General features: G+C 70.0%; 19 protein-coding genes and 1 tRNA gene. 12 read left to right on the forward strand and 8 right to left on the reverse strand.

Features of this window, described 5'->3' with window-relative positions:
- Positions 1-121: 121 nt before the first annotated feature.
- The 5 genes from flgN to csrA are packed head-to-tail and all read left to right on the forward strand — an operon-like array spanning position 122 to position 3585.
- Positions 122-598 (forward strand): flagellar export chaperone FlgN, encoded by a 477-nt coding sequence (gene flgN / locus H4Q84_RS17480; RefSeq protein ID WP_248580353.1) that lies wholly within the window; start codon positions 122-124, stop codon positions 596-598.
- A gap of 1 nt (position 599) precedes the next feature.
- On the forward strand, positions 600-1997 hold the full coding sequence (gene flgK, locus H4Q84_RS17485; protein WP_248580354.1) for a flagellar hook-associated protein FlgK: 1398 nt from the start codon (positions 600-602) through the stop codon (positions 1995-1997).
- Between the two features lie 8 nt (positions 1998-2005).
- Positions 2006-2881: a flagellar hook-associated protein FlgL gene (gene flgL / locus H4Q84_RS17490; RefSeq protein WP_248580355.1), complete on the forward strand. Its 876-nt coding sequence runs from the start codon at positions 2006-2008 to the stop codon at positions 2879-2881.
- Positions 2882-2892: 11 nt separating this feature from the next.
- Complete coding sequence (locus tag H4Q84_RS17495; protein ID WP_248580356.1) at positions 2893-3336, forward strand: flagellar assembly protein FliW; 444 nt, start codon at positions 2893-2895, stop codon at positions 3334-3336.
- A gap of 9 nt (positions 3337-3345) precedes the next feature.
- On the forward strand, positions 3346-3585 hold the full coding sequence (gene csrA / locus H4Q84_RS17500; protein ID WP_248580357.1) for a carbon storage regulator CsrA: 240 nt from the start codon (positions 3346-3348) through the stop codon (positions 3583-3585).
- Positions 3586-3707: 122 nt separating this feature from the next.
- Here the strand turns inward: csrA and H4Q84_RS17505 are convergent, their stop codons facing one another.
- Positions 3708-4364, reverse strand: a complete 657-nt coding sequence (locus H4Q84_RS17505) for a response regulator transcription factor (RefSeq protein WP_248580358.1) — start codon at positions 4362-4364, stop codon at positions 3708-3710.
- Between the two features lie 155 nt (positions 4365-4519).
- On the opposite strand from H4Q84_RS17505, the gene H4Q84_RS17510 reads away from it, so the two are divergent.
- Together H4Q84_RS17510 and H4Q84_RS17515 are read left to right on the forward strand one after the other, a co-directional pair.
- Entirely contained in the window at positions 4520-6055 is a 1536-nt protein-coding gene (locus H4Q84_RS17510) for an MDR family MFS transporter (protein ID WP_248580359.1), read from the forward strand.
- Positions 6052-6534, forward strand: coding sequence for a MarR family transcriptional regulator (locus H4Q84_RS17515; RefSeq protein WP_248580360.1), 483 nt, complete (start codon positions 6052-6054; stop codon positions 6532-6534). Before H4Q84_RS17510 ends, H4Q84_RS17515 begins: the two co-directional genes overlap by 4 nt.
- Here H4Q84_RS17515 and H4Q84_RS17520 read toward each other — a convergent pair.
- On the reverse strand, positions 6502-8106 hold the full coding sequence (locus H4Q84_RS17520; protein ID WP_248580361.1) for a glycoside hydrolase family 13 protein: 1605 nt from the start codon (positions 8104-8106) through the stop codon (positions 6502-6504). The genes H4Q84_RS17515 and H4Q84_RS17520 overlap by 33 nt on opposite strands.
- Entirely contained in the window at positions 8103-8876 is a 774-nt protein-coding gene (locus H4Q84_RS17525) for a hypothetical protein (RefSeq protein WP_248580362.1), read from the reverse strand. Before H4Q84_RS17525 ends, H4Q84_RS17520 begins: the two co-directional genes overlap by 4 nt.
- 60 nt (positions 8877-8936) lie before the next feature.
- Here H4Q84_RS17525 and H4Q84_RS17530 point away from each other — a divergent pair, with 60 nt between their 5' ends.
- A complete protein-coding gene (locus H4Q84_RS17530; RefSeq protein WP_248580363.1) occupies positions 8937-9623 on the forward strand; it encodes a metal-dependent transcriptional regulator in 687 nt (228 codons plus the stop codon).
- A gap of 97 nt (positions 9624-9720) precedes the next feature.
- On the opposite strand, the gene H4Q84_RS17535 is transcribed toward H4Q84_RS17530, so the two are convergent.
- Genes H4Q84_RS17535 through H4Q84_RS17545 form a run of 3 tightly spaced genes read right to left on the reverse strand, consistent with a single transcriptional unit; the run spans position 9721 to position 12752 of the window.
- The gene (locus tag H4Q84_RS17535; protein WP_248580364.1) at positions 9721-10554 is read right to left on the reverse strand and encodes an NAD-dependent protein deacetylase; all 834 of its coding nucleotides are present in this window, start codon (positions 10552-10554) and stop codon (positions 9721-9723) included.
- Positions 10551-10820: a DUF2277 domain-containing protein gene (locus H4Q84_RS17540; protein WP_248580365.1), complete on the reverse strand. Its 270-nt coding sequence runs from the start codon at positions 10818-10820 to the stop codon at positions 10551-10553. Before H4Q84_RS17540 ends, H4Q84_RS17535 begins: the two co-directional genes overlap by 4 nt.
- 39 nt (positions 10821-10859) lie before the next feature.
- The gene (locus tag H4Q84_RS17545) at positions 10860-12752 is read right to left on the reverse strand and encodes a beta-propeller domain-containing protein (RefSeq protein WP_248580366.1); all 1893 of its coding nucleotides are present in this window, start codon (positions 12750-12752) and stop codon (positions 10860-10862) included.
- Between the two features lie 55 nt (positions 12753-12807).
- Between H4Q84_RS17545 and H4Q84_RS17550 the strand changes: the two genes are divergently transcribed.
- From H4Q84_RS17550 to H4Q84_RS17565, 4 genes are all read left to right on the forward strand, one after another.
- Positions 12808-13980, forward strand: a complete 1173-nt coding sequence (locus tag H4Q84_RS17550) for a saccharopine dehydrogenase NADP-binding domain-containing protein (protein WP_248580367.1) — start codon at positions 12808-12810, stop codon at positions 13978-13980.
- Positions 13981-14034: 54 nt separating this feature from the next.
- Positions 14035-14107, forward strand: a tRNA-Arg gene (locus tag H4Q84_RS17555).
- Positions 14108-14260: 153 nt separating this feature from the next.
- On the forward strand, positions 14261-15502 hold the full coding sequence (locus tag H4Q84_RS17560) for an LCP family protein (RefSeq protein WP_248580368.1): 1242 nt from the start codon (positions 14261-14263) through the stop codon (positions 15500-15502).
- Positions 15503-15512: 10 nt separating this feature from the next.
- Complete coding sequence (locus H4Q84_RS17565) at positions 15513-15686, forward strand: hypothetical protein (protein WP_248580369.1); 174 nt, start codon at positions 15513-15515, stop codon at positions 15684-15686.
- 68 nt (positions 15687-15754) lie between these two features.
- Here the strand turns inward: H4Q84_RS17565 and H4Q84_RS17570 are convergent, their stop codons facing one another.
- Both H4Q84_RS17570 and H4Q84_RS17575 read right to left on the reverse strand, forming a co-directional pair.
- Entirely contained in the window at positions 15755-16105 is a 351-nt protein-coding gene (locus H4Q84_RS17570) for an MscL family protein (RefSeq protein ID WP_248580370.1), read from the reverse strand.
- A gap of 9 nt (positions 16106-16114) precedes the next feature.
- Positions 16115-16771 carry an SAF domain-containing protein gene (locus H4Q84_RS17575; protein WP_248580371.1) on the reverse strand — a complete coding sequence of 219 codons (657 nt, stop codon included), beginning with the start codon at positions 16769-16771 and terminating at the stop codon, positions 16115-16117.
- Positions 16772-16804: the final 33 nt, after the last annotated feature.

Here is a 16804-nt window from a genome sequence, read left to right on the forward strand (position 1 = left end):
TCATGACCCGGTCGGGCAGCAGAATCGGGACGAGAAGTGCTCAGGAGTCCCGATCGGCGCCCGATGGAAAGGGAGCAACCGCCCCAAACCTTGTGGGGCCACCGATGAGATGGGGGGCGCCGTGGAGAAGTTGTCGCTGATCCTGTGGCGTGAGCGCGAGCTCCTGGACACACTGCTCTACAAGCTCGAGGTCGAGCGACTCGTGCTGGCCACGGGAAGCTCTCGCTGGTTGATGCACGCCACCTGTGAGGTCGAGGACGTGCTCACCATCATCCGCGAGACCGAGGTGCTGCGCGCTGTGGCCTCCGACGAGGCCGCCGCGTCCGCCTCGTTGGCCTCGAACCCCAGCCTCCGCGCGCTGGCGCGCGCAGCTGACGCGCCCTGGGACGAGCTGCTCAACGAGCACGCCGACGCCTTCGAGTCGCTGACACGCGAGATCACCGCGCTGGCGGACTCCAACCGCGAGCTGATCACGGTGGGCTACCGCTCCGCGCACGAGACGATCCTCGCTCTCGGCGAGGTGGTCGACGGCTACACCCAGGAGGGGACGGCCGTCGTGGCCAGCACTCCTCCCCGCCTCTTCGACAGGGCCCTGTGACATGTCTGGCTCCTTCTCCTCCTTCAACACCGGTCTGAGCGCACTGCGCTACAACCAGGTGGCCATGGACGTGGCCAGCGGCAACATCGCCAACTCGGCCACGGAGGGCTACGCCCGGCGCCGCGTGGAGGCAGGTTCGGTAGGTGCGCCTCCCCAGCTGTCCATGTGGTCGCGCTACTCCGCCTCGGGCGACGGCGTCTCCGTGATGGACATCAACCGACTGGTCGACCCGCTGCTCGATGCGCGAGCACGCACTGAGCACTCCAACCAGAGCTATCTCAACCTCACCGGCGCCGTACTCGATCGCATCGAGGCGGGCATCGGCGAGCCCGGCGACTCTGGCGTCTCCGCCGCGCTGACCCAGTTCGGGTCCGGCTGGCACGACCTGGCCAACCACCCGGGCGAGGACTCCGCGCGCAACCAGGTGCTGGCCCGTGCGGGGGTCGTAGTCGACGCGCTGCGCAACCAGGCCGGCAACATCACCGAGGAAGCCTCCGACCAGCGGTTCCGCCTTCAGATCACGGTGGAGGAGGTCAACGTCGTCGCCTCCGACCTGGCCAGCATCAACGAGAGCATCGCTACCGCCAAGCTGACCGGCTCGGACGGCAACGTGCTGCTCGACCAGCGGGACGCGCTGGCCCTGCGCCTGTCCGAGCTCACCGGCGCGACCGCCAAGATCCGCAGCGACGGCGGGGTCGACGTGACCGTGGGCGGCGTTGCGCTGGTGACCGGCCAGCAGGCCAGCCGGCTGGAGATCGCCTCGGGAGTAGCGGCCGACGGCAGTGCCGACGGCGCGCCCGTCACGTTCCGCATCTCCGACGGGCTCACCACCATCCCGGTGACCGGTGCCGTCCGCGGTGAGGCGGGCGGTGTCACCGAGCTGCTCAATGTCACCCTGCCCGGCTACCTGGCCGCTCTCGACGCCGTGGCAAAGACCTTCGCCGACGAGATCAACGCCCAACACGCCGCCGGCTACGACGCCGCGGGGAACCCGGGGCAGCCTCTGTTCTCCTACAACTCTGCCAACGCGGCAGCATCGCTCACCCTCGCCGTCACCAACCCCGGCGCGCTCGCCGCGTCCGGGCTGCCGGGCGGCGTGCTCGACGGTTCCAACGCCGACAAGCTGTCCGAGGCCACCTCGGCCGAGAAGGCCTACCAGTCCCTGGTGAGTGGGTTCGGTGCGCGTGTCGCCTCCGTGCACCGCCTGGCCGCCAACCAGCAGGTGCTCACCGCCCAGGTCGACGGCTCACGCGAGCAGCTCTCCGGGGTCAACCTCGATGAGGAGATGGTCAACATGCTTTCAGCCCAACGCGCCTACGAGGCCGCGTCCCGCGTGATCAGCACAGTCGACTCCGTGCTGGACACGCTCATCAACCGCACCGGGCTGGTGGGCAGATGATCTCGCGCGTGACCTCGTCCATGATGTCGGAGCGTTCGCTCGCCGGCATGCAACTGGGCCTGACCAGGCTGGCCAGGGTCCAGGAACAGCTCACGACCGGCCGGATCATCAACAGGCCCTCCGACTCGCCGATCGACGCCACCTCGGCGATGAGCATGCGCAAGGGGGTGGCCGAGCAGAAGCAGTTCGTCCGCAACACCCAGGACGGCTTGGGCTGGCTCAACACCGCCGACAGCACCCTCTCCCAGATGAACAGCCAGATTCGCCGGGCCCGCGAGCTCGGTCTCCAGGGGGCCAACACCGGCGCCATGAGCGCCGACTCCCGCAACGCCGTGGCGACCGAGCTCGAACAGATCCGCGACGGCCTGATCCAGCTGTCGAACACCGCCTACCTCGGCCGCCCGATCTTCGGCGGCATCACCGCCGGCTCCAAGGCCTTCGACCCCTCCGGTGCGTTCGTGGGCGTGGCCGGTGCGGTCACCCGCACCGTGGCTCCCGGCGTACGCATCGATGTCAACGTCGACGGCGCCGCGGTCGTTGGTCCCGCAGGGGACACCGTCTTCGACACGCTCACCGACCTGGCAGCCGCGCTGCGTGCCGGCGACTCCGCTGCCACGGCGGTCGGCCTCGACGGGCTCGCCTCCGCACTCAAGCGGGTGACCACCTCGCTATCAGACGTGGGCAGCCGCACGGTTCGCGTGGAGACCGCCGAGCAGGCGGCCCTCGACGCAGACCTCCGTCTCACCGGCTCGCTCTCGGAGGTCGAGAACACCGACCTGCCGAAGGCGATCATGGAGCTGAAGCTCCAGGAGACGGCGTACCAGGCAGCACTCGCATCGACCGCACGCGTGATGCAGCCGAGCCTCCTCGACTTTCTCCGATGAAAGGTGCCACCATGACGCAAACGCAGGTCCGCGAGCCGGTGAGGAGTGCGATGTCTCCCCTGTCCGAGCTGTCGCAGATCCCGATGATCGAGATGAGCCGGCCCGTGCCCGGGTTCCCGCAGCTGAGCCGGTTCGCCCTGGTGCAGCTCGACGACGACGGCGTGCTGTGCGCGCTGCGCTCCCTCGACGATCCCGAGATGCGCTTCCTCGTCGTCTCGGCCGTCAGCTTCTTCCCCGACTACGCCCCGGTCGTCGACGACGCCACCGTGGCCGAGCTCGGCATCGAGACCGTCGAGGACGTGCTCGTGCTCGTCGTACTCAGCGCCGGCACCTCTCTCGCCGAGACCACGGCCAACCTGCTGGCGCCCATTCTCGTCAACACCCGCACTCTCAGGGGAGCCCAGGTCATCCTCGACGACCCGGCCCTGCAGCTCGCCGCGCCCCTCGTGGCGTAGCGTGCACCCATGCTGGTTCTGAGCCGCCGGATTGGTGAGAGCGTCGTCGTGGGCGACAACATCGCCATCACGATCCTCGAAGTGCGCGGCGACGTCGTCAGGGTCGGCATCGAGGCCCCGCGCGACGTGAAGGTGCACCGCGCCGAGCTGCTCGCCGAGCTCGAGCAGACCAACAAGGAAGCCGCGTCGCCCACCGAGGACATCGTCGCCTCACTGCGCGCGGCCATGGAGAAGCGCCACCGCTCCTGACGGACGCCGCTGATCCGGGCTGACGGGTCGGGGCGAACCTGACAGGCACTTCCTGAACTTGGCACCCCTTGCACGGGCCGACATGTTCAGGAATCCCCGGTCGACCGGGGGTCCCGCGGGAATCAGGCGCCCTTGTCGCCCAGCTGGTCGGACATCCTCGAGGCGAGTACGGCGGCCTGGGTGCGCCGCTCGAGACCCAGCTTCGACAGCATCTGGGTGACGTTGTTCTTGACCGTCTTCTCGGCGATGTGCAGCTGCTCGCCGATCTGTCGGTTGGTCAGGCCCTGACCGATCTGCCACAGGATGCGGCGTTCGCGCGGACTCAGCGCGGCCAGCTCGCCGGTGGCGTGCACGGGGCCCTTCATCCGGTTGAGCAGGTGGGTGACGGCGTGAGGGTCGAGCATCGACTGGCCCGCGGCGAGTGCGCGCACTCCGCCGAGCAGGGCGTTGCCACCGATGTTCTTGAGCGCGTAGCCGGCCGCGCCGGCGAGGATCGCGTCGACGACGGCGTTGTCGTCCCTGTCGTTGGTCAGCACCAGCGTCGCCACGGAAGGCACTCTCTCGCGCAGCTCGCGCACGAGATCGGCCGACCGGAAGTCGGGCAGGTCGCCGTCCACGATCGCGACGTCGGGCCGCACCCGCAGGATCTTGGCCAGCCCGTCGGCGGCGTTGGACGCCTCACCGGTGAGCTCGACATCCTCGGCAGCGTCGATGAGGGTCTTGATGCCGAAACGCATGATCTCTGCGTCGTCGACGACGCAGACCGAGATGACTGACATGGCCCTTGTATACACGCCCCGAGTTGGAGCCTCAGACGGTGGGGAATATAGTTGCCTTTGGCAACCTTCTACCTGGGTCAGCCCCCATCTCCGAGTCCTCGAATCGAGAACCTGTGTCCCACGCCGTACCCGCATCTGCCGAGCAGTCTGGCGAGATGAGCCACCGCGAGGTGCTCGAGGCCCTGTCCGGCCTCCTCCTCGCCATGTTCGTCGCGATGCTGTCGAGCACCGTGGTGTCCAACGCCCTGCCGCGCATCATCACCGACCTGGAGGGCAGCCAGACCGGCTACACCTGGGTCGTCGTCGCGACGCTGCTGACCATGACGGCGACCACGCCGATCTGGGGCAAGCTCGCCGACCTGTTCAGCAAGAAGCTGCTCGTCCAGTCCGCGCTCGTCATCTTCTCGATCGGCTCGCTCATCGCCGGCTTCGCGCCCAACATGGAGGTGCTGATCGGCGCCCGCGCGGTGCAGGGTGTCGGTGTCGGCGGCCTGACCGCGCTGGTCCAGGTCGTCATCGCGAGCATGGTCACCCCGCGTGAGCGGGGCCGCTACTCCGGCTACATCGGCGCCACCTTCGCGATCGCCACCGTCTCCGGCCCCCTCATCGGTGGGCTGCTGGTCGACACCGCGGGCTGGCGCTGGTGCTTCTTCATGGGCCTGCCCGTCGCGCTGGTCGCGTTCGCCGTGCTCCAGAAGACGCTGCACCTGCCGGTCGTCCGGCGTGAGGTGCACATCGACTACGCCGGCGCCACGCTGCTCGTCGGTGGCGTCTCGCTCCTGCTCGTGTGGGTATCGCTCGCCGGTCGGCAGTTCGCCTGGGGGTCGGCCACCAGCATCGGCCTGGTCACCGCCGGCGTCGTCGTCCTCGGGCTCGCGATCCTCGTCGAGGCGCGGTACGCCGTCGAGCCGATCATCCCGCTGCGACTCTTCAAGGACCGCACCACCGCGCTCGCGACCGCTGCGTCCGTGCTCATCGGCCTTTCGATGTTCGGCGCGACCGTCTTCCTCGCCCAGTACTTCCAGTTCGCCCGCGGCATGTCGCCCACGCACGCCGGCCTGATGTCGATCTGCATGGTCGGCGGCCTGCTCGTCTCCAGCATCGTCACCGGCCGTCTGATCTCCCAGACCGGGCTGTGGAAGCGCTACCTCGTCGGCGGCATGGTGCTCGTCGTCGCCGGCCTCGCGATGCTCGCGACCATCGACGAGACGACCTCTCTCGTCGTCGTCGGCCTCTTCATGGGCGTGCTCGGCCTGGGCCTCGGCGCCACCATGCAGAATCTCGTGCTGGCCGTGCAGAACGTCACCGCCCAGTCCGACATGGGCGCCGCCTCCTCGGTGGTGGCGTTCTTCCGCTCCATGGGTGGCTCGGTCGGTGTCGCGGTGCTGGGCGCCGTGGTCAGCCACCAGGTGGCCGACATTCTCTCGGCCGGGCTAGCCCGGATGGGCATCCAGGCCCAGGCGGGCCAGAGCTCGTCGATCCCCGACCTCACCAAGCTGCCTGCGCCCATCCGCGAGCTCTGGGAGCACGCCTTCGGCACCGCGATCGGCCAAATCTTCCTGGTGTCCGTGCCGTTCGCCGTCCTCGCGTTCGTCTGCGTGCTGCTCATCAAGGAGGTCCCGCTTCGCACCACGGTGCTGCGGGCGGACGAGATCGCCCCGGAGGCGACGGCAGAGCTGCAGGACCGATGACGCGCACCGATGCCCTCGCCGGACTCGAGCGTGAGCTCGGCGTACTCCTTCGTCGGGTACGGCGCGCGCTCGGCGCCCGCGCCGCGATGATCCACCCCGACCTCCAGTCGGTGGCCTACCTGATGCTCGCCTACGTCGTGGAGGAAGGACCGCAGCGGTCGTCGGCGATCGCCGAGAGGTTCGACATCGACAAGGGTGCCGTCAGCCGGCAGGTGCAGCACCTCGTCGAGCTCGGACTCTTCGAGCGCAAGCCCGACCCGGCCGACGGGCGGGCCAGCTCCCTCAGGGTCACGGCCAGGGGCCGCAAGCGCTACGACGAGGTCAACGTGCTCCGTCGTGAATGGCTCGACGACCGACTCGGCGGGTGGGAGGACAGCGAGCTGCAGCAGTTCGCCGACATGCTCGGTCGCTACAACGAGTCGCTCGAGGCCGGTGAGCTGATCGAGTCACCGCAGCCAGATCGCGGTGTCCGGAGGTAGCACCCCGCCCGGCAGCTCGCCCGATGTGGCGAACACCTCGCCCGCGGGCAGCTGCACGGGCGCCGTGCCGCAGTTGACGACGACCGTTACCGGCCCGCGGCGGAACATCAGCACGTCGTGGTCCTCGCCGATGATCTCGACCTCGTCCCCGGCCGTGCCGGCGAAGGTACGCCGCGCCGCCAGCGCGGCCCGGTAGAACTCCAGCGTCGAGCACTCGACGCCGGTCTGCGCCTCGACCGTCAGCGCCGCCCAGTCTGCGGGCTGCGGGATCCACGGCTGGCCCTTGCTCGGTCCGAAACCGAACGGCGGCTGCGTGCCCGACCACGGGATCGGCACCCGGCAGCCGTCGCGACCGGGGTCGTCGATGCCCTCGCGACGACGCAGCCACGCCGGGTCCTGCCGCAACTCGTGCGCCACGTCGGCCTGCTCGAGGCCGAGCTCCTCGCCCTGGTAGAGGTACGACGATCCGGGCAGCGCCAGCATCGTCAGGGTCGCCGCCCGGGCACGGGCGAGGCCCTGCGGGCCGCCGCCGTACCTCGTCGCGTGGCGTACGACGTCATGGTTGGACAGCACCCAGGTCGGCGAGGCGCCGACCGGCCCGACGGCAGCGAGGGTGCCGGTGATGACCTCGCGGAAGCCGTCGGCGGACCAGCCGGTCAACAGCCAGGAGAAGTTGAACGCCTGGTCGAGCTCGTCGGGGCGCACGAACGCGGCCATCGACTCGGGGGTCTGGGTCCAGGCCTCGGCCACGGCCATCCGGTCGGCGCCGACCTCGTCGAGCACCTTGTGCCAGCGGCGGTAGACGTCGTGCACCTCGGGCTGGTCCCACATCGGCTCGTCGCTGAGCTCGCGCCTCACCATCGAGTGGTCGGGGTTGACGTGACCCGAGCTGGCCTTGCCGCCGGCGGTGATGACCTGGTCTCGCAGCGACTCCTCCTTGAAGAGTCCGTGCGCGACGTCGACCCGGAACCCGTCGGCTCCACGGGCGAGCCAGAAGCGCAGCACGCCCTCGAACATGTCGCCGACCTCGGGGTTGCGCCAGTCGAGGTCGGGCTGGGTGGAGTCGAACAGGTGGAGGTACCACTCGCCGTCGTGCACCCGGGTCCAGGCCGCCCCGCCGAAGACGGACTCCCAGTTGTTCGGCGGCTCGCTGCCGTCCTCGCCGCGGCCCTCGCGGAACAGGTAGCGCGCCCGCTCGGGCGAGCCGGGAGCGGACGCCAGCGCGGCCCGGAACCAGACGTGCTCGTCGGAGGTGTGGTTGGGCACCAGGTCGACGATCACCCTGAGCCCGAGCTCGTGGGCACGCGCGAGCAGGGCGTCGGCGTCGGCGAGCGAGCCGAAGAGCGGGTCGACGTCCTGGTAGTCGGCGACGTCGTAGCCGTGGTCCTTCTGTGGCGAGGTGTAGAACGGCGTGACCCAGAGCGCGTCGACGCCCAGGTCGCGCAGGTACGGCAGCCGCGAGGTGATGCCGGGCAGGTCGCCGACGCCATCGCCGTCACTGTCGGCGAAGCTGCGGACGTACACCTGGTAGATGACAGCGTCGCGCCACCAGAGGTCGGGCGAGCTCGTCATGCAAAGTCCTTAGGGTTGATGGCGATCCAGAGGTGCTCGGCCCGGGCGACCACGCGGCCGTCGGGGTCGTAGAGCGTGGCGGCGGTGAAGGTCTTGCGGCCATCCTCGCCGAGCAACTGTCCGACCACGACGTGCTCGTCGCCGACCACCGGCAGAGTGTCCACCTGCGCAGTGATCCGGCCGAGCACCATCGGCCGCTCCTCGAGATCGCTGGCCCAGCCGCCCACGCAGTCGAGGGCGGCCCAGGTGACGGCGAGCGACGTACGCCGTACGTCGTCGACGTAGGTGTGGAAGTCCTCGGCCAGGCTCTCGTGCGGCGTCCAGGTGGCCGCGACTCGGGTGCCGCCGTCGGCGGCGGAGGCGACCGGGCCGGGGAAGATCCGCAGCCCGTCGCCCTCCTCGCGCCCGGTGCCGCAGACGAAACAGGTCGGGAACGGTGAGTGACGCAGCCCCGGGTACGACGCCTCGGCGGCGCGCGCCGCATCGGCCTCGACCGGGTCGACCGTCGTGAGGGTGGCGTCGACGGTGCGCGCCTCGGCGACGGTTGCGCCCTCGAACGCGGCAACCGCGAGGTCGTCGGTCGTGCTGACGGTCAGCTCGGTGTCGAGTGGCGGCGGCTGGCGCAGCGACACCTCGATCGCGGGCCACGCGTCGGCGCGGTTGTCGGGGGACTCGTGGTCGACCAGGGCCGCGAGGGCGCCGGCGGTCCAGCCTCCGTTGCCCGACGAAGGTGGTCCGCAGAAGCGGCGGGGCACGATCAGCTCGGTCACGGGCCCAACCCTGCCACCTGCCGTCTCAGTGGGCACGATGGCATAGGACACAATGGGGTGGTGAGCGACCTGATCGACACCACCGAGATGTACCTCCGCACCATCTATGAACTGGTGGAGGAGGGCATCACCCCGTTGCGCGCGCGCATCGCCGAGCGGCTGCACCAGAGCGGACCGACGGTGTCGCAGACGGTGGCCCGCATGCAGCGCGACGGCCTGCTCACCGTCGAGGGCGACCGCCACCTCCAGCTCACCGGAGAGGGCACCCGGCTCGCGACCCGCGTCATGCGAAAGCACCGGCTCGCCGAGCGGCTGCTCACCGACGTCATCGGGCTCGACTGGGAGCTCGCGCACGTGGAGGCGTGTCGCTGGGAGCACGTCATGTCCGAGACGGTCGAGCGCCGGCTCATCGATCTGCTCGACCACCCCACGTCGTCGCCGTACGGCAATCCGATCCCGGGCCTCGACGAGCTCGGCGAGAGCGGCATGGGCGAGGAGTTCATGGAGGGCGTCGAGCCGCTCGCCAACGCCGCCGGCGACGCCGAGTCCCGCGTGCACATCCGCCGCATCTCCGAGGAGATGCAGAAGGACAAGTCGCTGATGACCGCGCTGCGGCGCGTCGGCGCCTTGCCCGACACCACCGTCACCGTCATCGCCACCGAGAGCGGCGTGCTCGTCGGCTCCGGGGGCGAGACCGCCGAGGTCGACCTCGAGGCGGCCGACCACATCTTCGTCACGGCGCTCTGAGGCCGCGGCACGGTCTCCCGCCTGGGCGGGGGACCGTCAACTTCGTGGGGCATGCAAACCCCACAAACCTGTCGACACGCCCACAAAGGACGTGGGACTAGCGGCTGGCCGACGCCTGTCGCACGCCGTCCCGGCTGGCCGCCAGCGACGTCAGGAACTCGCTGCACCCCGCGTCGAGCTTGTACGACGCCAGCGCGTCGCCGCGGGTCGCGCCCCGGTTGACGATCACGACCGGGGTGCGCCGGCTCGCCGCCCGCTTTACGAACCGCAGCCCGCTCATCACCGTCAGTGACGACCCCACCACGAGCAGCGCTCCGTCGGCGTCGCCCAGCGCCTCGACGGCCGAGTAGCACCGCTCGACCCGCGGGCCCGGCACGTTCTCGCCGAAGAACACCACGTCCGGCTTCACCATCCCGCCGCACCCGTCGCACGCAGGCACCACGAAGTCGGCGGTCTCGTCGAGCTCCACGTCGCCGTCCGGACGGGTGGCGACGTCGGCATGGCGCTCGGCCCAGCCCGGGTTGAGCTCGTTCATCCGCTGCTGCATAACTACCCGTGTCGACGTCTCGCGGCAGTCCAGACAGATCACGTCGGAGACCCGCCCGTGCAGCGCGACCACCTGGCGCGACCCCGCCTGCTCGTGCAGGCCGTCGACGTTCTGGGTGATCAGCAGCTCGGGGTCCAGCCGCGCGAGCGCGCGGTGCCCGGCATTGGGAGTGGCCGTGCCCATGCGCCCCCACCCGACATGGCTGCGGGCCCAGTAGTGCCGTCTCGCCTCCGGACCGGAGCGGAACTCCTGAATGTTCATCGGCTGCCGCGGCACCGACCCCGGACCGCGGTAGTCGGGGATCCCCGAGTCCGTCGACAGCCCAGCCCCGGTGAGTACGACGAGTGGCCGGTCGGCCAGGAACTCGACGACGCCGAGCGTCACGTGCCGTACCGCAGCTCCGCCCGGGCACGCGCCTTCGCAGCCTCGACGTCACGGTCCTTCGGCGGCGCGTTGGTGACCATGTTGTCGAGCAGGTGCCGGGTGATGTGCGTGATCTCGTGCACGGCGTGGTCGAACGCCTCCTGGTTGGCCTGCGACGGCTTGGTCGTCCCGCTGACCTTGCGGACGAACTGCAGCGCGGCGGCAGCGACCTCGTCCCTGGTGGCCGGCGGCTCGAAGTTGTTGAGCGGTCTGATGTTGCGGCACATGGCCCCAGAATAGGCGGAGCGGATACGCCAGGAAATGCCTCACAGGTCCAGGAACGAGACCCCGTCGCCGGTGACCAGCACGACCTTTCCCGACGGCAGTGGCACCAGCCGGACCTGTTCGATCTCCTCGCCGTACTCCACCGGCACGAGCTCGTCGTCCATCCGGCCGTCAGCGAGCCGAAGCACGGACACCCACCCGGTGCGCCCCTGCCAGCCCTTCGACACGACGGTCAGCGCCATGCGCTGGTCGGGCAGCCAGGTGAACTGGCGCGGGTCGATGGCGGCACCGGCCTGCGAGTAGCGCGGGTACTCCACCGTGTCGAGGCGGCGCGGGTCGGTCAGGTCGGTGACGTCGAAGAGGGCCGCCTGGGCGCCGGTGATGCTGCCGCTCAGGTCGCCGGCCTGGCCGATGCCGATCATCCGGTCGGAGCCGAGCGGGTGAAGATACTCGCTGTAGCCGGGGATCTTCAGCACCCCGAGCGAGGCCGGCTCCTCGACGTCGGTGAGGTCGACGGCGTACAGCGGGTCGACCTGGCGGAACGTCACCAGGATCGCGAGCTCGTCGAACCACCGCACCGACTTGATGTCCTCGTTGGGGCCGAGCCCGTCCAGCCGGCCGACCTCGTCGAGCTCGCCGTCGTCCTCGCGCAGGGTCACGATCGAGTTGAAGTTGCCGGTCGCCTGTGTCGCGCCGAGGGCCAGCCGCAGCACCCCGTCGGCGGAGTCCATCGCCCAGCGGTCCCGGATCATGCCGTCGACCTCGCCGGAAGCGACGTACTCGGTGGCGGCGCCGTCGAGGGCGAACGCGTAGAGCTGCGTCGTTCCGTCCGGCAGCTGTCCCTCCGGAGGGAAGATCCGCAGGTCCGTGGACTGGCAGCACCAGCCCCAGCCGGCGCTGGTCGCGAGGTACATCCGGTCCGTCGAGAAGTACGTCGTCTGCGCTTCCGTCGCGACCGACGCGACGGTGCGGTCGGCCGACTGTGAGGGGTCGAGCCCGACCACGGTCATGGTGCCGAGCGCGGCTTCGTCGTCGGACGGCACGGCGACCTCGCCGCAGTCGGCGACCAGCTCGCCGCTGGCCGGGTCGACAGTGTCGTCGTCGGTCACCTCCACCGCGTGCGGCAGCCAGTCGTCGAGGGTGCTGGCGCGCACGAGCTCCTCGTTCTTCCGCTGCGCGCTCTGCTCACCCAGGTCACCGTCGGGCGTCACGAAGTCGAGCTCCGGCAACCCGTTGCTCAGCACCAGCCGCAGCACGTCGCCGTTCTGCCGCGTCGTGACCAGCGTGGCGTCGTACGCCCAGGCGCCCGTCACCATCGGGGCGGCCGGATCGCTGACATCGAGGACGACCATCCGGGTGTCGCCCTCGCGGCGCGGCAGGCTGGCGCCGAACGCGACCACCTGGTCGCCGACGAGCAGGATCTCGGCGTCGGCGATGCCGTCGAGGTCGAGGCTGGCGAGCTCGGTCACCTCGTCGCCCGTCGCGTCGTACGTCGTGAGCTCGTCGTCGTCGATCCGGTAGACGTGCTCGCCGTCGGTCTTCACGACGTCGGGCTCGTCGACGCCGGCCTCCTGCACGTTGGTGCCGGTCTCGCTGTTGGTCACCCGGGTCGTGGGCGGTGACGCGGCTTCGACCTTGCCGGTGGACAGCTCGGCGTCACCGGTGGCGTACATGACATCGCCGCCCATGCCCCAGCCCCACGGCCCAACCAGGTCGATGGCGCGCTGGATGTAGGAGTCGAGCAGGTCGTCGCACGACGCGCCCGTGGTGAGGTCGGCGTTCACGAGCTGGAGGGGGGTGGTGTGCGCGCGCGGCGGCGTCGCCACGTCCGTCCCGTCGGCGGCGACGAGCACCCCCGCACCGAAGGCCGTGACGAGCGCCGCTGCCCCCGCCACTGCCGTGATCACCCGTCGTCGCGCCTGGACTGTTCGCATGTGCACTGGGACGGGCGGGGTGTTGTGACGGTTCCGCGACTGCGACGATGACGCTATGGCTGCAGCCCGCGAGTTCGACATCGTGCTCTTCGGAGCGACCGGCTTCACCGGCGGCCTGACCGCTGACTACCTGGCCACGCACGCGCCCGCCGGGCTGCGCTGGGCGCTGGCCGGCCGCAACCCCGACAAGCTCCAGCGGGTGCGCGACCGCGTGGCCTCCCTCGACGAGCGCTGGGAGGAGCTGCCGCTCCTGCACGCCGAAGTCAACGACGCCGACTCCCTCACCGCGGTCGCCGAGCGCGCCAAGGTCGTCATCACCACCGTCGGCCCCTATCTCGAGTACGGCGAGCCGCTGGTCGCCGCGTGTGCCGCTGCCGGCACCGACTACGTCGACCTCACCGGCGAGCCCGAGTTCGTCGACCGGATGTGGACCGCCCACCACGCGACGGCCGTCGAGTCCGGCGCCCGCATCGTGCACGCGTGCGGCTTCGACTCGATCCCGCACGACCTCGGCGCGCTGTTCACCGTCAGGCACCTGCCCGACGACCAGCCGATCAACCTGCGCGGCGTGGTCCGCGCCAAGGGCATGTTCTCCGGCGGCACCTTCCACTCGGCGATGAACGCCTTCTCCCGGGCCAAGCAGATGAAGGAGGCCAGTGGCGCCCGCCGCTCCGCCGAGCCCCGCCCCGAGGGCCGGTCGTCGAAGCCCGCCGGCGCGAAGCCGCAGCGTGACCCGGTGCTCGGCTACTGGCTGCTTCCGCTCCCGACCATCGACCCGATCGTGGTGGCCCGCAGCGGCGCTGCCCTGCCGGTGTACGGACCGAAGTTCCGCTATTCACACTTCGCCGGCACCCGCACCCTTCGGTACGCCGGGGGTGCCGCTCTCGGCGTGACCGCTCTGGGCCTCGCCGCCCAGGTGAAGCCGGTCAGGAACCTGCTGCTCAAGCGGGTGCCGCAGGGTGAGGGTCCCGATCAGGCCCGCCGCGACGCGTCGTGGTTCACCGTGCACTTCGTCGGCGAGGCCGGTGGGCAGACCGTGCACACCTTGGTCTCCGGCGGCGACCCCGGCTACACGGAGACCGCGAAGATGCTGGCCCAGAGCGCGCTCTGCCTCGCCTTCGACGACCTGCCGCCCACCGCCGGCCAGGTCACCACCGCCCAGGCCATGGGCCAGGCGCTGATCGACCGGCTCCAGGCCGAGGGCATCACGTTCGAGGTCGTCGCCTGAGCGCACACGCTGCGTGGCAAGATGTGCCCCGGCCGTCCGTCCCGAGACGGCCCCGCCCCAGTAGCTCAGTGGATAGAGCAGCCGCCTCCTAAGCGAAAGGTCGCAGGTTCGACTCCTGCCTGGGGCACTCGACGGCACGTCCCGCCGACCAGCCGGTAACGCAGCGGAGTTGGTGGTACGGCGGCGGGGCGAGCACACTATTTGCGCAGGTCGCGTAGGTTCGACCCAGTTCAGCCCCGCCGGTCTTCCCCGGCCCGTCAGCAGCCCGAGGTGCACGAGCGTGTCCGAAACAGAGACCGACGAGTCATCGGAGCGCCCGGCTGCGCCCAAGAGACGGGGCCGTGTCAAGAAGAAGCACACCGTCGGGTACGTCCTACTCAGCTCGCTTGTGGTCCTGGCCCTGGTCACCGGTCTCGCGGTGGTGTTCCTCTACCGCAGCCTCAACGGCAACCTCAACGTCGTCGACGTCATGGGCGAGGTCGACAACAGTCCTGACAAGGTCAAGGTCGAAGGACCCAAGCAGCCGATCAACGTCCTGGTCATGGGCTCCGACACCCGCGAGGGCGAGGGTAACCAGATCGACGGCGAGAGCGGCGCGGCGGGCTCCGACACCACCATCTTGTTCCACCTCTCCGCCGACCGCACCCGGGCCTACGGCGTCAGTATCCCGCGCGACTCGCTAGTCACCCGCCCCGACTGCGGCAAGGACAACGAGATCGAGGGTGGCACCGACCAGATGTGGAACGCCGCCTACAGCCTGGGCGAGCAGGCCTGCACGATCGAGCAGTTCCAGGAACTCACCGACATCGCCATCGATCACTACGTCGTGCTCGACTTCAACGGCTTCCGTGACATGGTCGACGCCATCGACGGCGTCCCGGTCTGCATCCCCGAGGACATCGAGGATCCCGAGCACAACATCTCAATCCCAAGGGGCAAGCGCGACATCAAGGGCGCCGAGGCGCTCAGCTACGTGCGCGTCCGCTACGACGTAGGCGACGGCTCGGACATCAGCCGCATCTCGCGTCAGCAGACGTTCATCGCCGCGATGGCCAAGAAGGTCATCTCCGGCGGCACCCTGACTCGGCCCGACCGGTTGATCGGGTTCCTGCGCGCGGTCACCAGGTCGCTGACCGTCGATCCCGGCCTGAAGAACCTCAGCAAGATCGGTGGACTGGGTGTCCAGTTCCAGAGCATCGGTCTCGACAACATCCAGTTCCTGACCGTGCCCTTCGCCTACGACCAGCGCGAGGAGTTCTCCGGTCGCGTCGTCTGGTTGCCCGAGGCCGACTCGTTGTGGCGCAAGCTCCGCAACGACGAGCCGCTGAGCAAGCGCCTCACTTCAGGTGCCATCGATGCGGCCAATGCTCCCGGCCAGGGCGAGTCGCCCTCGGACACGGAGTCGCCGTCGTCGACGGAGTCGCCCTCCGAGACGACCTCGCCGAGCGCGCCCCAGTCGCCCACGGCCGAAGAGACCGAGCAGGCCGCCGAGGACGCCGCCGCCAACGGGCTCTGCGCATGACACTCGGCTCATGAGCAGGCCCGACGCTCCCGAGCCCGAGTGGGTACGCCGCAAGCGGCTGGCCGCCGTGTTCGGCGACGTGCTCCCGGACACCACGAACGACGAGCGTGACCCGGACGAAGCAGCCAGCGAGGTCGGGTCGGATGCCTGGCTCCGCGCACAAGTGCCTCCCCACCACGGCTGAGACCGACCCTGCTCAGACATGCGAAACGGCCCGCCCCCGCAGGGACGGGCCATTCGTGATGTCTGCCGTCAGACGGCGCGGCTGCTCTTCAGAAGGTCGCGGATCTCCTCGAGGAGCGCGATGTCGGCCGGCGTGCCAGATGGCTCGCTCGGGAAGAACCTCTCCTTGGCCTTGACGTACGGCGTGACCACGAAGAAGTAGACGACCGCGGCCAGCAGCACGAACGAGATCACCGCGTTGAGGAAGGCTCCGAAGGACTGGGCCTCCGTGCTGAAGTACTCCGAGGCACTGTTGGGCATCAGCCCCGTGAGCCACGCGGTGAACGTCTTGACGACGGCGCCGAAGGCGACACCGATGATGACGGCCACCGCGAGGTCGACAAGATTGCCTCGAAGGATGAAGTTCTTGAATCCACTCATGATTTCACGCTAGCGGCTCAGGACCACGGTCAGGAACTGTGTCACCGCCGCCGCGCCGACACCTGTGACGCGGCTCTCGGGCACTCCCAGCACCACCAGGCGCCCCGGGAGCCCCTCGGTCGCGGTCGCCTCCTGGCCGCTCGGGAGCGCCAGCACCGGTGCGTCGGTGAGGACGACCTCCGCACCACCCGTCTCCGGGTCGCTCCCCATCACGTCGATCCGGTCACCCACGCGCAGCAGGGCCACCACCCCTGGGTCGGGGATGCGCACCGGGTAGGCGACCAGGCCGGGGTAGCCCTCGGTCAGCGCCGGGGAGACGAGCCGAAGGTCGGTGACGGGTTCTCCCCGACGCAGTGGCGCGGCGAGCGTGCGGCCCAGCGGTCGCGGGTCGAGCGAGGCTGGGGCCGTGCCCGCGGCGTACTTCACCTCGGTCAGGTCAGCGGCGCCCAGCACCGTGCCGGAGGGCAGGTCGCGGGCGGCGACGAGTACGACGTCACTCGGCGGCGCGGGCGGCCGGGCGGCCTGGAGGCCGACCAGCACTGCGGCTGCGGCACAGCCGAAGGCGAGCAGCCGGCGGTGGGCGAGCACCCGTCGTCGGTACAGGCGGCGCAACCGGCGGGCCCGGACGCCCCCGCGGTCACGAAGGTCGGTGAAGGTGGCAGCCATGCCCCGACGCTAGGCGGAATCGCGATCGCCCGG

It is taken from the genome of Nocardioides sp. InS609-2 (genome assembly GCF_023208195.1).
In the GTDB taxonomy this organism is placed as follows: Bacteria; Actinomycetota; Actinomycetes; order Propionibacteriales; family Nocardioidaceae; genus Nocardioides.